We start from the raw sequence: 18429 nt of genomic DNA on the forward strand, positions 1-18429 counted from the left end.
CGTGCCGTTCGCCGTGCCCTGAACAACGGGCCGTTCCCCGCACCTCCAGCCCCGTGTTTCCAGGCCGTCCGCGGCTTTGGCCCTGTGGCCAAAGTCCTGCCCCCGGCTCTGGCCGATTCGCCCACCGGGCCCTGCCGCTCGCTCTCCATCATCAGGGGCCAGGTAGGGAACGGTGGAGGGAGTCAGGGTGAAGACGGTTGGGGCGCCGCCCGGGGCGGGGCAGGGGCAAGGGGTTGCCGGGCGGCTGACGCGGCGGCAGGGGGTGGGGGCGCTTGTCGCCGACGCGGCCGACAGTCCGCTCAGGCGGACCATGGGGCTCTGGCAGCTGACGCTGCTCAGCATCGGTGCCACGCTCGGTACGGGCATCTTCGTCGTGCTCGGGGAGGCGGTGCCAAAGGCCGGTCCCGCCATCGTCGTGTCGTTCCTCGTCGCCGGGACGACCGCGCTGTTCTCCGCCCTGTCGTACGCCGAGCTGGCCGGCATGATCCCGGGCTCCGGATCCTCGTACAGCTACACCTACGCGACGCTCGGCGAACTCGTCGCCTGGGTCTGCGGGTGGTGTCTGATCCTGGAGTACGGGGTGTCGGTGGCCGCGGTCGCCGTCGGCTGGGGCCAGTACGTCAACGAGCTGCTCGACCTCACCGTCGGCGTCACGCTCCCCGACTCGCTCAGTGCCCCGCCCGGCGACGGCGGCCTGCTGAACATCCCGGCCGCCTTCATCGTCGTACTCTCCATGGTCGTGCTGCTGCGCGGCGCCCGGCAGAGCGCCGTCGTCAACACGGTCATGGTCGCCGTGAAGGTCGTCGCGCTCGTGATGTTCTGCGCGGTCGCCTTCACCGCGTTCCGCGCCGGGAACTTCACGCCGCTCTTCCCGCTGGGCGCGGCCGGTATGAGCGCGGGCGCCGCCTCGCTGTTCTTCTCGTACATCGGGTTCGACGCCGCGTCGACCGCCGGTGAGGAGGCGAAGAACCCGCAGCGGGACCTGCCCCGGGCGATCATCCTCTCGCTGCTCGTCGTCACCACGCTGTACGTCCTCGTCGCGGTCGCCGCGCTCGGCGCGATGCCGTGGCAGCGGTTCGAGGGCACGGAGGCGACGCTCAGCCAGGTGCTCGTGCAGTCCGTGGGCGGGGGCAGCCTGTGGCCGATCCTGCTCTCCGTCGGCGCGGTCGTCGCGACGACGAGCGTGGTGCTCACCGTCCAGTACGGGCAGATCCGCATCCTCTTCGCGATGTCCCGCGACGGACTGATACCGCCGCTGTTCTCCCGGGTCCACCCGAGGACCGGCGTCCCGCGCGCCAACACGGTCATCGTCTCCTCCTTCATCGCGGTCCTGGCGGCCCTCGTTCCGCTCGGCGCCCTCGCCGACGCCACCAGCATCGGCACGCTCTTCGCGTTCATGCTGGTCAACCTGGCCGTGGTGCTGCTGCGCCGCCGCAGCCCGGAGGCGCCGCGCTCCTTCCGCGTCCCGTTCTCGCCGGTCACCCCGCTGCTGGGCGTGGGCTTCTGCGTCTACATGCTGTTCAGCCTCGGGCCGGACACCTGGATCGCGTTCGGCGGCTGGATGGCGGTCGGGCTGCTGGTGTACTGGACGTACGGGATCCGGCACTCGAAGCTCAACCGGCCGCAGGGGAGCGCCAGTTGAACCCCCTCGACCCCCTGGCTCCTCTGGTCCCGCTCGATCCGCTCGCCACCGACGTCGTCGGACTCACCCGCGCTCTCGTCGACATCCCCTCCGAGAGCGGCGCGGAGGAGGTCATCGCCGACAGTGTCGAGGCAGCCCTGCGCGGCTGTCCCCACCTCGCGGTGGAGCGTGTCGGGAACTCGGTCGTGGCCCGTACGGAACTGGGCCGCGCCGAGCGGGTGATCATCGCTGGGCACCTCGACACCGTGCCCGCCGCGGACAACCTGCCCGCGCGCCTGGCGGGCGACCGCCTGTACGGGCTCGGCGCCTGCGACATGAAGGGCGGTGTGGCCGTCGCCCTGCGCCTGGCCGCCGCCGTCACCGAACCCGTGCGTGACGTGACGTACGTCTTCTACGAGTGCGAGGAGGTCGAGGGCGACCGCAACGGGCTCCAGAAGGTGGCCAGTTGCCGGCCCGAGCTTTTGGAGGCCGATCTCGCCGTCCTCATGGAGCCGTCCGACGCGGGCGTCGAGGCGGGCTGCCAGGGCGTGCTGACGGCGGACATCACCGTCCGCGGGGAACGGGCGCACACGGCCCGCGCGTGGCGGGGAGTGAACGCCGCCCACCGCGCCGCGCCCGTCCTCCAGCGGCTCGCCGACCACACGCCCGAGCGGGTCGTGATCGACGGCCTGGAGTACCGAGAGGGGCTCGGCGCCGTCGCCGTACGCGCCGGTGTCGCCGGGAACGTCGTGCCCGACGAGTGCGTGATCACCGTCAACTCCCGTTTCGCGCCGAGCCGTTCGGCCGAGGAGGCGGCGGCCTTCGTGCGGGGGCTCTTCCCCGAGCCGGAGTACGAGGTCGACGTCACCGAGGTCGTGCCGGGCGCCCTGCCGGGGCTCGGCCAGGAGGCGGTCGCCTCGCTGGTCGGCGTACTGGGGGCCGCGCCGCGCCCGAAGCTGGGCTGGACCGACGTCGCCCGCTTCGCCTCGCTCGGCACGCCCGCGCTCAACTACGGCCCCGGGGACCCGGTGTTGGCGCACACGGCCGGGGAGTACGTGCCGCTCGCGCAGCTGCGGGAGTGCGAGGAGAGGCTCAGGGGCTGGCTGGCCGGCGTGCCTGCGAAGCCCCGCCCTCCGGTCACGCCCTGAGCCCGGCCAGAGTCCTCAACTGCAGCCACAGCACCAGCCGTTCGTCGGGATCGTCCAGGTCGATCCCGACGTGCAGCCGGGCCTGCCGCAGCCGGTAGCGGCAGGTGTTGGGGTGCACGGCGAGCAGTTTCGCCGCCCCCGCCATGTCGCAGCCGGCGTCGAACCAGCAGATGAGCGTACGGGCGTAGTCGGTGCCGTGCTCGGCGTCGTACGCCAGCACGCGCCGCCACGAGCCCGCCGACAACTCCCGCCGCTCGCCGAGGAGTTCGGTGAGCCTGAGCAGGGTGACCCGCGCACGCACCTCGTCGGCCGCCGCGACCGGGAGCTCCGGGCCGAGTACGCGCAGCACCAGGTCCGCGTCGTCCCGGGACGCCGTGACGTCCGCGAGCCCCGGCACGACCTCCCCGAGCCCGGCCCGCACCGGAACCCGCAGCGCCTGCCCGGCCCGCGCCACGATGTCCTCGGCCAGCCGACGATGGCGGGCCCCGCCCCGCTCGCCCACAGCGGGCAGCAGCGCGTACACGACCCCGTCCATCAGCACGCACGCGTGCCGCCCGTACCGCGCCTCGCACTGCAGCCGTACGAGGTCCAGGAGCCGCAGCGAGGTCCGCTCGCTGTCGTGCGCGGGCGTTCCGGAGCCGAGCACGAACGCCGCCACGCGCACCGGGCCCTCGCCGAGTCCCAGGCGGGGGGCGGCGGTCGCGGTCTCCGCCGTACCGTCGAGGAGCCGCCGCAGCAGCTCACCGTCCTGATGCCGGGCCAGTTCCTGAGCGGCCCGCGCCCGCAACAGCAGCAGCGCCGCCGTGGACGCCCCCTGCGCGAGCGCCCGTTCGGCGTCCTCCGCCGGCGAACCGTCGTCCACGACCCACAGCGACCCGAGCGTCTCGCCCCCGGCGCGCACGGCGACCGCGAGGCGGGGCAGGTTCCCCTCGCCCAGCGCGGGCAGCCGCACCACGCCCCGCGCCGCGAACAGCACCCGGTACTGCTCCGAGTTGGCTGGGCTGCCCGGCACCTGGAGGCCCAGGATGCCCTGGCGGCGGTCCTCGTCGACCACCTGTCCCGGGATGGTCGAGTAGGCGAGGATCCGCTGGCGCGGGTCCTCGACCGCGGTGGCACCGCCGACCGCCGCGGCGACGGCGTCCGCGAGGGCGAAGAGGTCCCCGAGTCCGTTCCCGGCGGGGGAGGGGCCGGCGCCGATCGCCGACGCCAGCAGCAGATGGGCGTGGTGCCAGGCCGCGTCCTCGTCGACGGAGAGCAGGGCCACGCCCGCGGCCTCCGCCTCGGCGACGGGGCCGCCCGGGCCGCGTACGACGAGACCGGTCATCCCCGCCTCCGCCGCGGCGCGGGCCAGCGGTCCGGCCGCCGCGGCCCGCACGCCGACCGCGAGCAGCAGCGCCCCGGGCGCGTGCGGCAGCGGCGCGTGGGCGTCGTACAGCAGCGCCTCGGTGACGGGTGCGGTGAGTCCGGCGGGCGCGGTGTGCAGGCGTACGGAGGGGCCGCCGATGACGTCCAGCAGGTCGCCGAGGGTGCAGGCGTCCATCGGGAGTCCCTTCCGTCGTGGCCCGGCCGAGCCGAGGGCCCGTGGTGGGCCCCTGGTGGCCATTGGTGGGCTTGGCCGATCTCACCAGGAACGTACGTGAGCGTTGTCTGCTTGCACAACGTGGGCGGCGGGGTGGGCTCCGAGACTCGTTCCCATGACAGAGGTCAGCATCCGCACGGTCCACGACGTCACCGGCCTCGCCGCCGTGACCGACTTCCTCAGCGACGTCTGGCAGACCCCGCGCAGCACCCCGCCGTACCCGGCCGAGGTGCTGCACAGCCTCGTCCACGCGGGCGGCGCGGTGCACGCCGCGTACGACGGGAGCCGGCTGGCCGGAGCCTCCGTCGCCGTCTTCGGGCCGCCCGGACACCGGGACACGTACTCCCTGGTCGCCGCCGCCGACCCCGGGATCGGCCACGCGGTGAAGCAGGCCCAGCGCGCCTGGGCCCTGGAGCGCGGCGCCCGCACCATGCGCTGGACCTTCGACCCGCTCGTCGGCCGCAACGCCCGCTTCAACCTGGTCAAGCTGGGCGCGGTCGGCACGGAGTACCTGGTCGACTTCTACGGGCCGATGGCCGACGGCGTGAACGACGGCGACGAGAGCGACCGGCTGACCGTGACCTGGGACCTGGCGCGGCCCCGCCCCACCGCGCGGGAGGCGGACCGCCCCGCCCCGCCGGAGGAGGACCGGGCCGCCGCCCCCGTCACCCGCCGCGCTCCCGACGGCGATCCCCTCGCCCGTCGTGACCCGGCCGGCCGCCGCATCTGGTGCCGCGTGCCCGAGGACGTCGTCAAGCTCCGTGCCACCGACCCTGTACTCGCCCTGCGCTGGCGCCACGCCGTCCGCGAGGTCTTCACGGAGGCCTTCGCCGAGGGCTGCACGGCCACGGCGATGTCCCGCGACGGCTGGTACACGCTGACCCGCACCTCCGAAGAAGCCTCCGATGAAGCCGCCGAAGGGCTCGCGCCCGAAGAACCCGCGGTCGAGGAACTCCCCGCCGAGGAAGGCACCCCCGCATGAAGCTGGAACGCGTGGAGATCGTCCACATCGCGCTGCCCCTCGTCACCCCGTTCCGTACGTCCTTCGGGACCATGACGACGAAGGACACCTTCCTCCTCCACGTCGTCACGGACGCGGCCGAGGGCTGGTCGGAGTTCGCCGCCGACCCCGAGCCGCTCTACTGCTCGGAGTTCGTGGCGGGCGCCGAGATCGTGCTCCGCGACTTCCTGCTGCCCCGCGTCGCCGCCCTCCCGGACCTGACCGCGGCGGCTCTCGCCCCCGCGATGGCGAAGATCAAGGGCCACGAGCTGGCGAAGGCGGCACTGGAGACGGCCGTCCTGGACGCCGAGCTGCGCGCGTACGGGATGCCGCTCGCGACCTATCTGGGTGCCGTGCGCGACCGGGTGCCGGCCGGTGTCTCGGTCGGCATCAAGGAGTCCCTCGGGGAGTTGCTGGACGACGTCGAGCGCTACCTTGACGAGGGCTACGTACGCATCAAGCTGAAGATCGAACCCGGCTGGGACCTGGCCCCCGTACGAGCCGTGCGGGAGCGGTTCGGGGACCTGCTTCCCCTCCAGGTCGACGCCAACACCGCCTACACGCTCGCGGACGCCGAACACCTGGGCCGGCTCGACGAGTTCGGGCTGCTGCTCATCGAGGAGCCCCTGGAGGAGAACAACCTCCACGCCCACGCCCGGCTCCAGCGGCGGATCACCACCCCCGTCTGCCTCGACGAGTCCCTGCACAGCGCCCGCGACACGGCGTCCGCGATCGCGATGGACGCGTGCCGGGTCGTCAACGTGAAGCCCGCCCGGGTGGGCGGCTATCTGGAGGCCCGCCGCGTCCACGACGTCGCCCACGCGCACGGCGTCCCCGTCTGGTGCGGCGGCATGCTGGAGACGGGAATCGGCCGCGCCCCGAACCTGGCGCTGGCCGCCCTCCCTGGTTTCACCCTCCCCGGAGACACCTCGGCGTCCAGCCGCTACTTCGCTCAGGACATCACCGAGCCGTTCGTGCTGGAGGACGGTCAGCTACGGGTACCGCGTACGCCGGGCATCGGGACCGAGCCGCTGCCGGACGCCCTGCGCCGCTTCACCACGGCTCGCAGGGTGCTGCACGGGCGCTGACCGGGGGCAGAGGCTGGGGATCGGGGCCGGCGGCCCCCGGTGCCGACCGGGCCCCGGCCGGAATTCGCCCTCGCGTTAGATTGATCCTGTGCTCTCTCGCCTCACGCGCCCCCGGGCCGTCGCCGTCTGCGCCCTTCCCGTCGTGGCCCTGCTCGCCACGGCGGTGTTCGCGCCGTTGCCCTTCTCGGTGGCCCAGCCCGGGATGACGGCGAACGTCCTCGGTAAGAACAAGGGTGAGCCGGTCATCACGGTCACCGGCGCTGACACCCACAGGACGCGCGGCCAGCTGCGGATGACGACCATCGAGGCGACGGGCCCCGACCAGGACGTGAGCCTGAGTGACGTGCTCGACGGCTGGTTCCGTACGGACCAGGCGATCATGCCGCGCGACTCCGTGTACCCGAGCGGCGACAGCGTGAAGGAGATCGAGGAGCACAACGCCGACGAGATGAGGAAGTCCCAGGACACCGCCACCGAGGCCGCCCTGAACCACCTCGGCGAGCAGTCGGACGACATCGAGGTCACCCTCAGGCTCGCCGACGTCGGCGGGCCCAGCGCCGGGCTCCTCTTCTCCCTCGGCATCGTCGACAAGCTGGACGGCGACGGCAGCGGCGGCGACCTCACGGGCGGCCGGGTCATCGCCGGCACCGGGACGATCGACGCCGACGGGAAGGTCGGCCCGGTCGGCGGCGTCGCCCTCAAGACACAGGCCGCCCGCCGCGACGGCGCCACGGTCTTCCTGGTCCCGAAGGCGGAGTGCTCTGACGCGAAGTCGGACCTCCCGAAGGGGCTCCGCCTCATCCCGGTGACCACTCTGAAGGGCGCGATCACCGCCCTGGTGGCCCTGGAGAAGGGGCAGGGCTCGGTTCCGAGCTGCTAGCGGAACCGCCCCCCCGCCGGAGAGTCATCGCTCAGCCCTCCTTCACGAACCCCTCGTCCTTCATCCAGTCCAGCGCGACCGCGTGCGGGTCCTCCCCGTCCACGTCCACCCGCGCGTTCAACTCCTGTGCCACGTCGTTGTCCAGGCGTTTCGTGATCGGGTCGAGGACGGTCGCGATCGCCGGATACTTCTTCAGCGCCTTGGAGTTGATCTCCGGAGCCACGTTGTAGTTGGGGAAGAACTTCTTGTCGTCCGCCATCACCACCAGGTTCATCGACTTGATGCGCCCGTCGGTGGTGAAGACCTCCCCGTACGTGCAACTCCCCTTCGCCACCTGGGTGTAGATGATCCCGGTGTCCATCTGTGTGACGTTCCCGGCGGGCAGTTTCATGCCGTACGCCTTCTCCATGCCCGGTAGTCCGTCGGCCCGGTTGGCGAACTCGCTCTCCACGCAGAGCGTGACCGCCTTCGGGTCGGACTTCGACAGCGCGGCCACGTCGGAGAGGGTCTTCGTGCCGTACCTCTTGAAGTTGGCCTGGTTCATGGCGAGGGCGTAGGTGTTGTTCAGCGCCGACGGGGGCAGCCAGGTCAGCCCGTTCTTCAGGTCGGCCTCGCGCACGGCCTCCCACTGCCTGCGCGGGTCGGTGATGGGCTCGCTGTTGCCCTGGTTCGTGATCCAGGCGGTGCCCGTGTACTCGTACATGCCGTCCGCGTCCCCGCTCTTGACGGCCTCGCGGGCGCCGATGGAGCCCTGGATGCCCGTGCGGTCCAGTACGTCCGCGCCGGCCGCCTGGAAGGCGATGCCCATGATCGCGCCGAGGATCAGCTGCTCGGTGAACTCCTTGGACGTCACGGTGAGATCGGCGCCCTTGAGCGGCTGCCCCTGCCCGATCGAGCCGGGCTCCACGTCGTCGACCATGGGCGAGCCGCTGGTCAGTCCGCACCCGGCCGAGGCCGCCAGCAGCGCCCCGGCGGCCACCAGACCCGTACGCCGTCTCATGTCCCCGCCTCCAACCCGCGCGGGCTGAGCAGCAGTTCGGCCAGCGAGGCCAGCCAGTCCACCAGCAGCGCGAGGGCCACGGTCAGGATCGAGCCGAGCACCAGGACCGGCATCCGCTGGTTGGTGATCCCGGTCGTGATCAGTACGCCGAGACCGCCGCCCCCGCCGAAGGTGGCGAGGGTCGACGTGCCCACGTTCAGGACGAGCGCGGTACGGACACCGGCGAGGATCAGCGGTACGGCGAGGGGCAGTTCGACACGGGCCAGCACTCCCGCGGGCGACATTCCGATGCCCCGGGCGGCCTCAAGGAGCGTCGGGTCGTTCGCCTTGAGCCCGGCGATCGTGTTCGACAGGACGGGCAGGACGGCGTACGCGATGATGCCGATCAGTGCCGCCCGCTGCCCGATGCCCAGCCAGATCACGAGCAGCGCGAGCAGGCCGATGGCAGGGGTCGCCTGCCCCATGTTGGCGACGGACATGGCGACCGGGGTCGCCTGCCGGAATGCCTTGCGGGTCAGCAGGATGCCCAGCGGAATCGCGATGATCAGCACGAAGAACGTGGAGATCACGGTCAGTTCGATGCTCTGCCGCAGCGCCTTCCACACCTGGCCGCCCGACAGCGCGTTCTCCGAGAGCGGGTCCAGCTCCGCCTGCCGGAACCAGAGCCAGGTGGTGAGCAGCAGGACGGTGAGCACGGCGGGCAGCAGGGTCAGCTTCTGCCAGGTCAGCCGAGACGCACGGGACCCGTCGGGCGGGGGAGCCGCCGCCTCCCCGAATTCTGCGTCCGGCCCGGAGTCCGTCCCGGGGACCTCGCCGTCGGGGTCCGCCTCGGTGTCGTGGCCGGTCTCCGGGGCCCTCACGCCTTCGCCTCCCCGCCGGCACCACCGATGCCCTCCTGCGCGTGATGGGTCTGCTCGGCGCGGGTCTCCTCCAGTTCGTGCTGGTGCTCCATCGCGTCGAGCCGGTCGGCCTCCAGCAGTTCGTGCACGGAGTTCATCAGCGTCTCCATGTCCACCACGCCGGTGTACTCCCCGCGCCGCCCCGTCACCACGACCCGCCCCGCGTTGTCGATGAGCACGGCCTCCAGCGCGTCCCGCAGCGTCGCGTCCCGGGTCACCGTGTCGTGCACCAGCGTGCCCGCGCGGGCCAGCGAGCCCTTGGCCCGCATCAGGTCCCCGCGCCGCAGCCACTTGTAGGGCCGCCCGCGCCGGTCGAGCAGCAGGATCTCGTTCGTACCGCTCGACCTCAGCTTGTTGAAGATCTCCTGGAGCGGATCGTCGACGGTCACCGTCGGATAGCCGGTGATCTCCACATCCCGTACGCGCGACAGGTTGAGCCGCTTCAACGCGGCCCCGGCGCCCACGAACCCGGACACGAAGTCGTCGGCGGGGTTGGTGAGGATCGCCTCCGGGGTGTCGAACTGGGCGATGTGCGACCGCTCCCGCAGCACGGCGATCCGGTCGCCCAGCTTGATCGCCTCGTCGAAGTCGTGGGTGACGAAGACGATGGTCTTGTGCAGCTCGTGCTGAAGCCGGATCAACTCGTCCTGGAGGTGGTCACGGGTGATGGGGTCCACGGCCCCGAAGGGCTCGTCCATCAGCAGCACGGGCGGATCGGCGGCCAACGCCCGTGCCACGCCCACCCGTTGCTGCTGCCCGCCGGACAACTGCCGCGGATAGCGCCCGTGGAACTCGCCCGGGTCGAGACCGACCAGGTCCAGCATCTCCTCGACGCGGGCGTTGATCCGCGCCTTCGGCCACCCCACCATCCTCGGTACGAGGGCGATGTTCTGAGCGACCGTCATGTGCGGGAAGAGCCCCGAGGCCTGGATCGCGTACCCGATCTTGCGGCGCAGCTTCACGGGGTCCATGTGGGTGACGTCCTCGCCACCGATCCTGATCCGGCCGCCTGTGGGCTCGATCAGCCGGTTGATCATCTTCAGGGTGGTGGACTTCCCGCACCCCGAGGGGCCTACGAAGACGACGAGTTCACCGGCGTTGATCTCCATGTTGACGCTGTCCACGGCGGGGTCGGGGCTCCCCGCGTACTGCTTGGTGAGGTTCTCCAGCTCGATGGTGGCGCCGGTGGTGGCGTTGGCCCCGGTCGTCGTGGCGGTCGCGGTGGTCGACGTGGTGGCGGTGCCGGTGGTCGGCTCAGGCACGGATCCCCCTGGGAATGGTCAGCCGCCCGATGAGGACGTACGCGGCGTCGAACAGCAGGGCCAGGACGATGATCCCGAGCGTGCCCGCGAGCACCTGGTTGAGCGCGTTCTTGCTGCCCAGGGAGGCGATGCCGCGGAAGATCTCGTTGCCGAGCCCCGGTCCCGAGGCATAGGCGGCGATCGCGGCGATCCCCATCAGCATCTGGGTGGAGACCCGGATCCCGGTCAGGATCGGCGGCCAGGCGAGCGGCAGTTCGACCCGCAGGAGCCGGGCGAGCCGCGACATCCCGATGCCGGTGGCCGCGTCGACGAGCGAGGGATCGACCCCGCGCAGCCCCACGATCGAGTTGCGCACGATCGGCAGCAGTCCGTACAGGGTCAGCGCGATCACCGTGGGCGGCACCCCCAGCCCCACGATCGGGATGAGCAGACCGATCATGGCGAGCGAGGGGATGGTCAGCAGGGTCGCCGTCGTGGTCGTGGCCAGGTTCCCGCCCCACTCGCTCCGGTAGGTGGCGACACCGACCACCACGCCGATCACCGTGGCGACGACCATGCACTGGAAGACGGCGCTGGCGTGTTGATAGGCGTCGGCGAGGAGCTGCTGATGGCGACTGCCCAGGTACTCCCAGAAGCTCACCCGCTTTTCACCCCTGTCGCCTCAGTCGGCACTCTCGGTCGTCACTGTCGCCTCAGTCGTCGTCCTCCGCGGCCTGCTCCACCAGCGGGATGATCCGCAGCGGTACGGGGTTCTCCATGACGATCGCCGTGGAGGCCCGGACGATGCCATCAAAACCGACAACCCGGTCGATCACCCGCTGAAGATCGGCGTTGGACCGCGCCACGAGCCGGCACAGCATGTCCCCGCCGCCCGTCGTCGTGTGCAGCTCCAGCACCTCGGGCACGGTCGCCAAGTGCGCCCGTACGTCCGTGCCTTGGCCCTGCCGGATCTGCAGCGTCGCGAAGGCGGTGACGGGATAGCCGAGTGCCGCGGGATCCACCTGCGGCCCGAACCCCCGGATGACTCCATTCGACTGAAGCCGGTCGAGCCGCGCCTGCACGGTCCCGCGCGCGACCCCGAGCCGCCGGGACATCTCCAGCACACCGATCCGCGGCTCCCGCGCGAGCAGCACCAGCAGCCGCCCGTCCAGATGATCGATCGCCATGCAGGCCTCCCGAGGTGGTCATCCTGTACACAAAGCCCGACCAGACAGGCATTTCACTGAACATATTGCCCAGTAGATCCGCAAACTATTGCGCACCTTGCCGAAGGGAGAGAGCCTGCGGCCATGACTCAGACCACTCACCACACCCCCGAGACCGCGCGGCAGGCAGACCCCTTCCCGGTCAAGGGAATGGACGCGGTCGTCTTCGCCGTGGGCAACGCCAAGCAGGCGGCGCACTACTACTCCACCGCCTTCGGCATGAAGCTGGTCGCCTACTCCGGACCGGAGAACGGCAGCCGCGAGACCGCGAGCTACGTCATGGAGAACGGCTCCGCCCGCTTCGTCCTCACCTCCGTCATCAAGGCAGCCACCCCCTGGGGCCACTTCCTCGCCGAACACGTGGCGGAGCACGGTGACGGCGTGGTCGACCTCGCCATCGAGGTCCCGGACGCCCGCGCCGCGTACGCCTACGCCGTCGAGCACGGCGCCCGTCCGGTTACCGAGCCCTACGAGCTGAAGGACGAGCACGGCACTGTCGTACTCGCCGCCATCGCCACCTACGGCACGACCCGCCACACCCTGGTCGAGCGCACGGGCTACGACGGCCCCTACCTCCCCGGGTTCACGGCCGCGGACCCGATCGTCGAGCCGCCCGCCCACCGCACCTTCCAGGCCATCGACCACTGCGTCGGCAACGTGGAACTCGGCCGCATGAACGAGTGGGTGGCCTTCTACAACAAGGTCATGGGCTTCACGAACATGAAGGAGTTCGTGGGCGACGACATCGCCACCGAGTACAGCGCCCTGATGTCGAAGGTCGTCGCCGACGGCACGCTCAAGGTCAAGTTCCCGATCAACGAGCCCGCCATCGCCAAGAAGAAGTCCCAGATCGACGAGTACCTGGAGTTCTACGGCGGCGCCGGCGTCCAGCACATCGCGCTCAACACGAACGACATCGTGGAGACCGTACGGACCATGCGCGCGGCCGGCGTCCGGTTCCTCGACACCCCGGACTCCTACTACGACACCCTCGGCGAGTGGGCCGGCGACACCCGCGTCCCCGTCGACACCCTGCGCGAACTGAAGATCCTGGCCGACCGCGACGAGGACGGCTACCTGCTCCAGATCTTCACCAAGCCGGTCCAGGACCGCCCGACGGTCTTCTTCGAGATCATCGAGCGCCATGGCTCGATGGGCTTCGGCAAGGGCAACTTCAAGGCCCTCTTCCAGGCGATCGAGAGGGAGCAGGAGAAGCGCGGCAACCTGTAAGCGCCGCGACCTGTAAGTGCCGTAACCCGCAGGGCCGTTGGGGGCGCTGTCACACCGAGCCACACCGACTCACACCGAACCCAGTGCCCCCAACGCCTCCTTCGCCACCGGAACACCCAGCGGCGAGAAGTACGGATTGACCCGCAGCGCCTCCTCAAGATGGCGGCGCGCGGGTCCCTCCAGCTTCAACTGCCGCTCGATCATGCCCCGGTGGTACGCGTGGGGCGCGCTGCGGACCGCGCCCACGTGCTGCCTGTCCGTGGCCTTCGTGGCGAAGACGAGCGCGTCCTGGTGCTGCCCGGCGCGATGCAGCGCCCACCCCAGCGCGTCCGCGACCGCCGCGGAGGGATGCCGCTCCCACTCCTCCCGCAGCAGCCGGACGGCGGCCTCCGGGTCACCGTGGTCCGCCTCGAAGAGACCCGCCACGAGAGCGGAGTTCACCCCGCCGGCGGCGCCCTCCCGCACCCGCGTCCGCACCACGTCGTACTCGGCCCGCGCCTCGCCGCCCATCCCCAGCGACTCGTACAACTCGCCCAGCTCCCAGGCGTACTGGGGCAGCGCCCGCTTCTCCGACGCGGCCCGGTACGCGCTCACGGCCTCCGGGGTCCGTCCCAGCGCGGCCAGCGCGCGGCCCTGCCCGGCGAGCGCGGCGTGCCCGTCGGGATCGGCCCGCACAGCGGCCTCGAAGGCGCGCAGCGACTCGGCGGGCTCCCCGCGTTCCCAGGCCAACTCCCCGGCCCCGACGAGACAGTCCGCCCGTTCGGCCGGAGCGGAGGCGAGCGCCACCGCGTCCCAGAGCGCGGCGGCGGCGTCCTCGCGCTGCCCCTGGTCCCGGTACACGAGGGCCGCCCGCGTCAGCACCCGCGCCCTCGGCGCCGCCGCCCCCTTCGGCAGCCGGACGAGCCTGGCCAGCGCCTTGTCCGCGGCCTTGAACTCGCCGAGCCCCCGGTACGCGTCGATCAGCGCCGGATAGGCCGTCCACCGCTTCGGCGAGGCCGCCACCGAGGCCTCGCCCCACTTCCGCGCGGCCCGGAAGTCGTGCCGGTCATTGGCGAGCGCGGCCAGCCCGTCGAACGCCTCCACGTTCTTCTTCGGCTTCGCCCGCAACGACGTACGCAACGCCTTCTCGGCCTTCGGGTAGAACCGCGCGTCGCCGGTCCGCTCACCCCGCTCCGCGTACGCCGCGCCGAGCACCGCCCACGACCGCACATCACCCGGATGGGCCCGCAGATGCGCCTCGCGGTCCCCGATCAGCGCGACCAGATCGGGCAGCGAGGCGGGCGTCCCGGCCCCGACGGCGGTCTCGGCCCGAGCCACCGGACCGGGCGCGGGCGACGGCCCGCCGCGCCCAGGGGGCGCCACCATCAGCACCCCGCCCAGCACGGCACACCCCACGACGGCACATCCCACGACGACACCGGCGAGCGTCCGCCTCTTGGCCGAACCGCCCGCCGAGCCATCCGCCGGACGGCCCACCGAACCACCCGCCGGGTCACCCCCCGGACCGCCCGCCGAACCCGAGGCCAGCTCTTTTCCCATGCCGCTCTCCATGCGGCTCACTGTGCGCCAATACGAAGAGCACACCCGGCCACCACCCCGGCGCGGAAAGCCCCTCGCGGGCGGGGTTCACACCGATGGCCCCGAGTGCGACGCTGTGATCATGAGCCGTATCGAAGCCCGTCCCGATGAAGACACCGTGGCGCCGGGCAGCCTCGCCGAGCGTCTCCTCGCGGGTCTGCCGGCCGAGGCGGTCCTCACCGACCCGGACGTCACCAGCTCGTACGCCAACGACATGGCCAGCTTCTGCGAGGCCGGCACCCCCGCCGTCGTGGTGCTGCCGCGCACCGTCGAGCAGGTCCAGCACGTCATGCGCGTCGCCACCGAACTGCGGATCCCGGTGGTCCCGCAGGGCGCCCGTACGGGTCTGTCGGGCGCCGCCAACGCCTCCGAGGGCTGCATCGTGCTGTCCCTCGTCAAGATGGACCGGATCCTGGAGATCAGCCCCGTCGACCGCATCGCGGTGGTCGAGCCGGGCGTCATCAACGCCACGCTCTCCCGCGCCGTCAACGAACACGGCCTCTACTACCCGCCGGACCCCTCCAGCTGGGAGATGTGCACGATCGGCGGCAACATCGGCACGGCGTCCGGCGGCCTGTGCTGTGTGAAGTACGGGGTGACGGCCGAGTACGTCCTCGGGCTGGACGTGGTCCTCGCCGACGGGCGCCTGATGTCCACCGGCCGCCGTACGGCGAAGGGCGTCGCCGGCTACGACCTCACCCGCCTCTTCGTCGGCTCCGAGGGCTCGCTCGGCATCGTCGTACGGGCCACTCTCGCCCTCAGGCCGCAGCCGCCCCAACAGCTGGTGCTGGCCGCCGAGTTCGCCTCCGCGGCGGCCGCCTGCGACGCGGTCTGCCGGATCATGGAGGGCGGCCATGTGCCGTCGCTCCTCGAACTGATGGACCGTACGACGGTGAAGGCCGTCAACGACATGGCGAACATGGGCCTGCCGGAGTCCACCGAGGCCCTGCTCCTCGCCGCCTTCGACACCCTCGACCCTGCCGCCGACCTGACGGCCGTGGGCGCGCTCTGCGAGGCGGCCGGCGCCACCCAGGTCGTACCGGCGGACGACGCGGCCGAGTCCGAACTGCTGCTCCAGGCACGCCGGTTGTCCCTCACCGGGCTCGAAGCGGTCAAGGGCACGACGATGATCGACGACGTGTGCGTACCGCGCTCGAAGCTCGCCGAGATGCTCGAAGGGGTCGACCGGATCGCCGAGAAGTACCAGTTGACCATCGGGGTCGTCGCACACGCCGGCGACGGCAACACCCACCCGACCGTCTGCTTCGACGCGGGCGACCCCGACGAGTCCCGGCGTGCCCGCGAGTCCTTCGACGAGATCATGGCCCTCGGCCTGGAACTCGGCGGCACGATCACCGGCGAGCACGGCGTGGGCGTCCTCAAGAAGGAGTGGCTGGCGCGCGAGATCGGTCCGGTGGGCGTGGAGATGCAACGGGCGATCAAGACGGCGTTCGACCCGCTCGGCATCCTCAACCCGGGCAAGCTCTTCTGAGACCCGGAAAACTCTTCTGACCCACCTCCTCCGTGTCTCGCTCCTCTCCCTCTCACCCGCCTCCCTCTCCCCCTCCTCCGTCTCACTCCCCGTCCTTGGACTCGTCCGAGGGCCAGGGGTCGCGCAGCCAGAGGTCGTCGGCCGGGGTGGGCGCGAGCAGCTCGGCGAGGCCGTCGTCGATACCGAGCTGCTCGGCCTCGGCGCCCGGGGGCACGGCCCGCAGGGTCCGCTCAAGCCAGGCCGACACCTGCGCGGCGGGCGCTTCGAGCAGCGCGTCCCCGTCGGGTGAACTCAGCGCCATCAGGACCACGCTCCGCCCGGCGACCTTCGTCGGCCACACCCGCACATCCCCGTGCCCGCACGGCCGGAACACCCCCTCCACGAGCAGCTCGCGCGCGAACGTCCAGTTCACGGGGTGGTCCGAGCCGATGTGGAAGGCGATGTGGACGGCGTACGGATCGTCGGTGCGGTAGCTCAGCCGGGCCGGGACCGGGATGCTGCGCTCGGGGGACAGGACCAGTTTCAGTTCGAGCTCGCGCTCCACCACGGTGTACATGTCGTGCGTTTCCTCTCGTCCGGGGGCCCGGTGAGCGGGCCCGTACGAGTTGAGAGGGCACGGGCCGCGAAGCATTACGCGGGTTCGCGGAACTTTTTCCGAAGCCGCCCACACCCGACCGGAAGCGGCCGGAAAACGTGGCGGAACCTTGCTCGAAGGGGGTAGGTACGCCAGGAGCGGCACTGGTGCTCGCGCCGGTCTGATAGATGTGGACGCTCAACACGACCCCCGAGCAGATACGGGACGACGGACATGAGCGCCCCAACCCCGGCCCCCGGCGACGACAGGCCCCGCGAAGGGTATTACCCGGACCCTTCCATTCCCGGATATGTCCGGTACTGGAACGGTGCCTCGTGGGTGCCGGGCACCAGCCGGCCGGCGCCGTCCGGCGGCGAGCCGCTCTCGTCGCCCGCGGACGAGCGGTCCGTGCCCGCCTCCACGGAGGAGACGGGCCCGCACTTCTTCGACGAGGACCCGCCGGCCGCGAGCCCGTCGCCCGCCGACGCCCAGCACGGCAGCCGGCCCGAGCCCGCGACCGCGTGGGGCGCCGACCGCTCACGGCAGACCGGCTTCGGCGGCGACCCGGACCGCCGGATCCGCTGGGGCAAGCCCGATCCCCGCGTTCCCACCGAGCAGTCGGCCGAGTCCGCCGGGCCCGCTCTGCCGTCCCAGCCCGACGGCAGGTCGGACCACACGGACGGCATGGCCACGTTCCACTCGCCCGAGTCCGAGTCCCAGCCCGGTGCCGCTGCCGGGTCCGACGGGGGCTCAGGGGGCCTCAAGCCGCCGGGCTCCGGCGGCTCGGTGGTGTTCCGCAGGCCCACCGGACCGGTGCGGCCCACCGGAGCGGCGGGCTCCGCCGGACCCGGGGGCGCCGGGGGAGCGGGCGCGGCCGGAGCCATGGGCGCGGGGCGCGCGCATGTCTCGGGCGCCGACCGTTCGGGTGGTGTCCCCGGCTCCCGCGAACCTCTCGCCTCCGAGGGCACGATGACCTTCAGGGCCGTACCGCGCGGGGGACAGCAGGGACAGCAGCGCGGGGCGCAGCCTGCAGCGGCCCAGCCCTCCGCCTCCCAGTCCGCGGCGGCCCAGGCAGCCGCGGCCCAGGCACAGGCGGGCCCCGTCCAGGCGGCCCCCCAGGGCCCCGCAGTCACCTCCCCGGCCGCCCCCGCGACCCCGCAGCAGCCCACCCCCGGAACCCCTCCGCAGTCCGGCTCCGGTGCCCCCATGGCCGCGGGTGTCGGCGGTGGGCAGCCCTCCTGGGCCCAGCAGGTGCACCGCCTGGCCGGGCCGGACGAGGACCAGCCCGTCGTGCCGTGGAAGCCGGTGCGGGAGGACCCGTTCCAGGCGGTGGCCCGCTCGCAGGCGAACGCGCGCCCGGCGGGACTCGGCAAGCGCTTCGCGGCCAGGCTCGTGGACACGCTCGTGCTGGCCGCCGTCACCGGCGCGGCCGCCGTTCCGCTGGGCACCAGGGCCCTCGACCACGTCAACGAGAAGATCGACGCGGCCAAGCTGTCGGGTGAGACCGTCACGGTCTGGCTGCTTGACGGCACCACCGCGGTCTACCTCGGCATCATCCTCGCCGTACTGCTCCTCTTCGGTGTCCTCTACGAGGCGCTGCCCACCGCCAAGTGGGGCCGCACCCTGGGCAAGAAGCTGTGCGGCCTCCAGGTGCGGGACATCGAGGGCGGCGACCCGCCGTCGTTCGGTCTGGCGCTGCGCCGCTGGCTCGTCTACAGCGTTCCCGGCCTCCTCGCCATCGGTGTCGTGGGTGTCCTGTGGGGCGCGTTCGACCGCCCGTGGCGCCAGTGCTGGCACGACAAGGCGGCCCACACGTTCGTCGCGGGCTGACCGGTCCCCCGGACGGCCGCCCCCCATTGCGCAGTCGGAGGGT

At 72.0% G+C, this 18429-nt stretch carries 16 protein-coding genes; 8 read left to right on the forward strand and 8 right to left on the reverse strand.

What is annotated here, in order from left to right; all coding sequences use genetic code 11:
• The first annotated feature begins 187 nt into the window (after positions 1-187).
• Together ACH4YP_RS15725 and dapE are read left to right on the forward strand one after the other, a co-directional pair.
• Positions 188-1642 carry an amino acid permease gene (locus ACH4YP_RS15725; RefSeq protein WP_361060131.1) on the forward strand — a complete coding sequence of 485 codons (1455 nt, stop codon included), beginning with the start codon at positions 188-190 and terminating at the stop codon, positions 1640-1642.
• Positions 1639-2769: a succinyl-diaminopimelate desuccinylase gene (dapE, locus tag ACH4YP_RS15730; RefSeq protein WP_398490887.1), complete on the forward strand. Its 1131-nt coding sequence runs from the start codon at positions 1639-1641 to the stop codon at positions 2767-2769. Before ACH4YP_RS15725 ends, dapE begins: the two co-directional genes overlap by 4 nt.
• Here the strand turns inward: dapE and ACH4YP_RS15735 are convergent.
• Complete coding sequence (locus ACH4YP_RS15735; protein WP_361060133.1) at positions 2759-4309, reverse strand: helix-turn-helix domain-containing protein; 1551 nt, start codon at positions 4307-4309, stop codon at positions 2759-2761. The two genes, dapE and ACH4YP_RS15735, sit on opposite strands and share 11 nt — an antisense overlap.
• Positions 4310-4463: 154 nt before the next feature.
• Here ACH4YP_RS15735 and ACH4YP_RS15740 point away from each other — a divergent pair, with 154 nt between their 5' ends.
• The 3 genes from ACH4YP_RS15740 to ACH4YP_RS15750 all read left to right on the forward strand — a co-directional run bounded on the left by ACH4YP_RS15740 (position 4464) and on the right by ACH4YP_RS15750 (position 7316).
• Entirely contained in the window at positions 4464-5330 is an 867-nt protein-coding gene (locus ACH4YP_RS15740; protein WP_361060135.1) for a chorismate synthase, read from the forward strand.
• Entirely contained in the window at positions 5327-6436 is a 1110-nt protein-coding gene (menC, locus tag ACH4YP_RS15745) for an o-succinylbenzoate synthase (protein ID WP_398490888.1), read from the forward strand. The genes ACH4YP_RS15740 and menC overlap by 4 nt, the downstream gene beginning before the upstream one ends.
• A gap of 88 nt (positions 6437-6524) precedes the next feature.
• Positions 6525-7316, forward strand: a complete 792-nt coding sequence (locus tag ACH4YP_RS15750; RefSeq protein ID WP_361060138.1) for a S16 family serine protease — start codon at positions 6525-6527, stop codon at positions 7314-7316.
• A gap of 31 nt (positions 7317-7347) precedes the next feature.
• On the opposite strand, the gene ACH4YP_RS15755 is transcribed toward ACH4YP_RS15750, so the two are convergent.
• The 5 genes from ACH4YP_RS15755 to ACH4YP_RS15775 all read right to left on the reverse strand — a co-directional run bounded on the left by ACH4YP_RS15755 (position 7348) and on the right by ACH4YP_RS15775 (position 11643).
• On the reverse strand, positions 7348-8316 hold the full coding sequence (locus ACH4YP_RS15755) for a glycine betaine ABC transporter substrate-binding protein (RefSeq protein ID WP_398490889.1): 969 nt from the start codon (positions 8314-8316) through the stop codon (positions 7348-7350).
• A complete protein-coding gene (locus tag ACH4YP_RS15760; protein WP_361060142.1) occupies positions 8313-9176 on the reverse strand; it encodes an ABC transporter permease in 864 nt (287 codons plus the stop codon). The genes ACH4YP_RS15755 and ACH4YP_RS15760 overlap by 4 nt, the downstream gene beginning before the upstream one ends.
• Positions 9173-10390 (reverse strand): betaine/proline/choline family ABC transporter ATP-binding protein, encoded by a 1218-nt coding sequence (locus ACH4YP_RS15765; protein ID WP_361060179.1) that lies wholly within the window; start codon positions 10388-10390, stop codon positions 9173-9175. The genes ACH4YP_RS15760 and ACH4YP_RS15765 overlap by 4 nt, the downstream gene beginning before the upstream one ends.
• 79 nt (positions 10391-10469) lie before the next feature.
• Positions 10470-11117, reverse strand: coding sequence for an ABC transporter permease (locus ACH4YP_RS15770; protein ID WP_361060144.1), 648 nt, complete (start codon positions 11115-11117; stop codon positions 10470-10472).
• 52 nt (positions 11118-11169) lie between these two features.
• Entirely contained in the window at positions 11170-11643 is a 474-nt protein-coding gene (locus ACH4YP_RS15775) for an Lrp/AsnC family transcriptional regulator (protein ID WP_055617039.1), read from the reverse strand.
• Between the two features lie 123 nt (positions 11644-11766).
• On the opposite strand from ACH4YP_RS15775, the gene hppD reads away from it, so the two are divergent.
• Positions 11767-12912: a 4-hydroxyphenylpyruvate dioxygenase gene (gene hppD / locus ACH4YP_RS15780; protein WP_361060147.1), complete on the forward strand. Its 1146-nt coding sequence runs from the start codon at positions 11767-11769 to the stop codon at positions 12910-12912.
• Positions 12913-12981: 69 nt separating this feature from the next.
• Here hppD and ACH4YP_RS15785 read toward each other — a convergent pair whose 3' ends face one another.
• Positions 12982-14463, reverse strand: a complete 1482-nt coding sequence (locus ACH4YP_RS15785) for a tetratricopeptide repeat protein (protein WP_398490890.1) — start codon at positions 14461-14463, stop codon at positions 12982-12984.
• 103 nt (positions 14464-14566) lie between these two features.
• Between ACH4YP_RS15785 and ACH4YP_RS15790 the strand changes: the two genes are divergently transcribed.
• Complete coding sequence (locus tag ACH4YP_RS15790; protein ID WP_055617025.1) at positions 14567-15982, forward strand: FAD-binding oxidoreductase; 1416 nt, start codon at positions 14567-14569, stop codon at positions 15980-15982.
• An 82-nt stretch (positions 15983-16064) separates the two neighbouring features.
• Here ACH4YP_RS15790 and ACH4YP_RS15795 read toward each other — a convergent pair whose 3' ends face one another.
• Positions 16065-16538 carry an SsgA family sporulation/cell division regulator gene (locus tag ACH4YP_RS15795; RefSeq protein WP_361060151.1) on the reverse strand — a complete coding sequence of 158 codons (474 nt, stop codon included), beginning with the start codon at positions 16536-16538 and terminating at the stop codon, positions 16065-16067.
• Positions 16539-16790: 252 nt separating this feature from the next.
• Between ACH4YP_RS15795 and ACH4YP_RS15800 the strand changes: the two genes are divergently transcribed.
• The gene (locus ACH4YP_RS15800; protein WP_398490891.1) at positions 16791-18386 is read left to right on the forward strand and encodes an RDD family protein; all 1596 of its coding nucleotides are present in this window, start codon (positions 16791-16793) and stop codon (positions 18384-18386) included.
• Positions 18387-18429 lie beyond the last annotated feature (43 nt).

The sequence above is a fragment of the Streptomyces sp. NPDC020747 genome (assembly GCF_044334695.1).
Classification (GTDB): domain Bacteria; phylum Actinomycetota; class Actinomycetes; order Streptomycetales; family Streptomycetaceae; genus Streptomyces.

Excerpts from the sequence above, each read along its gene's own strand:
- ACH4YP_RS15775 (WP_055617039.1), bottom strand. The coding sequence starts at position 11,643 with ATGGCGATCGATCATCTGGACGGGCGGCTGCTGGTGCTGCTCGCGCGG.
- ACH4YP_RS15800 (WP_398490891.1), top strand. The coding sequence starts at position 16,791 with ATGAGCGCCCCAACCCCGGCCCCCGGCGACGACAGGCCCCGCGAAGGG.
- menC (WP_398490888.1), top strand. The coding sequence starts at position 5,327 with ATGAAGCTGGAACGCGTGGAGATCGTCCACATCGCGCTGCCCCTCGTC.
- ACH4YP_RS15755 (WP_398490889.1), bottom strand. The coding sequence starts at position 8,316 with ATGAGACGGCGTACGGGTCTGGTGGCCGCCGGGGCGCTGCTGGCGGCC.
- ACH4YP_RS15795 (WP_361060151.1), bottom strand. The coding sequence starts at position 16,538 with ATGTACACCGTGGTGGAGCGCGAGCTCGAACTGAAACTGGTCCTGTCC.
- hppD (WP_361060147.1), top strand. The coding sequence starts at position 11,767 with ATGACTCAGACCACTCACCACACCCCCGAGACCGCGCGGCAGGCAGAC.
- ACH4YP_RS15740 (WP_361060135.1), top strand. The coding sequence starts at position 4,464 with ATGACAGAGGTCAGCATCCGCACGGTCCACGACGTCACCGGCCTCGCC.
- ACH4YP_RS15735 (WP_361060133.1), bottom strand. The coding sequence starts at position 4,309 with ATGGACGCCTGCACCCTCGGCGACCTGCTGGACGTCATCGGCGGCCCC.
- ACH4YP_RS15785 (WP_398490890.1), bottom strand. The coding sequence starts at position 14,463 with ATGGAGAGCGGCATGGGAAAAGAGCTGGCCTCGGGTTCGGCGGGCGGT.